At 31.7% G+C, this 678-nt stretch carries 2 protein-coding genes; both read right to left on the reverse strand.

What is annotated here, in order from left to right:
• Positions 1-35: 35 nt before the first annotated feature.
• Complete coding sequence (locus tag KQI85_RS16380; protein WP_216577076.1) at positions 36-326, reverse strand: hypothetical protein; 291 nt, start codon at positions 324-326, stop codon at positions 36-38.
• 172 nt (positions 327-498) lie between these two features.
• A partial coding sequence (locus KQI85_RS16385; RefSeq protein ID WP_216577077.1) for a hypothetical protein occupies positions 499-678 on the reverse strand: 180 nt, incomplete at its 5' end.

The raw sequence follows: 678 nt of genomic DNA on the forward strand, positions 1-678 counted from the left end.
CCTAAAGAGAATTCATTTTAAACTTGGCACAACACTTAACTTAACATTTCACCTATAATTTTTTCTGCTTCAGAATATATCTCAAGATTCTTATACTTGCCACACAAACTCTTTTTTATCCCAAACTCTTTCGATATAAGTTCATTCATTGAAGATATCGAAGCAATAATCTTCTCTCCCAAATATATATCACATGGCACAATTGGGCCAAAGCCATAGTCTGAGATAGAACCTGCACTTTTTTTACAAAATGGACAAAATATAATCATATTTCCTGAAATTCCATGTTTAAACTCTTTACCACAATTATTACATTTTAAAACCATACTACTCACATCTCCTCTTAGTTTGTTATCTTGTGTTTCGTCTTCAAGTAAATCCTTTAGTTCAACAGTCGAGTAGACTTACACCTCACAATACAATTGACTTCATTCAAGTATATCATCTTTGCATGCTGCAAAATACGTTTTACATCCTTGTCTTCTCGCTAAAAACTATTTATATTTTTCCTTCTATTCTCCAAAATTGACAATTATGAATATCTATTCTTGCAAAATTTTTGTCGCAATCCATCTGCCTTGCACCATATACTATATATTTTCGCCCTTTATATGCTGTACCCATTTGGTCTGTATCATAAATTACAAAATATGTGTCTGCCTGCCATCTATTAGATAT

The sequence above is a fragment of the Falcatimonas sp. MSJ-15 genome (genome assembly GCF_018918265.1).
Lineage (GTDB): Bacteria > Bacillota > Clostridia > Lachnospirales > Lachnospiraceae > Falcatimonas.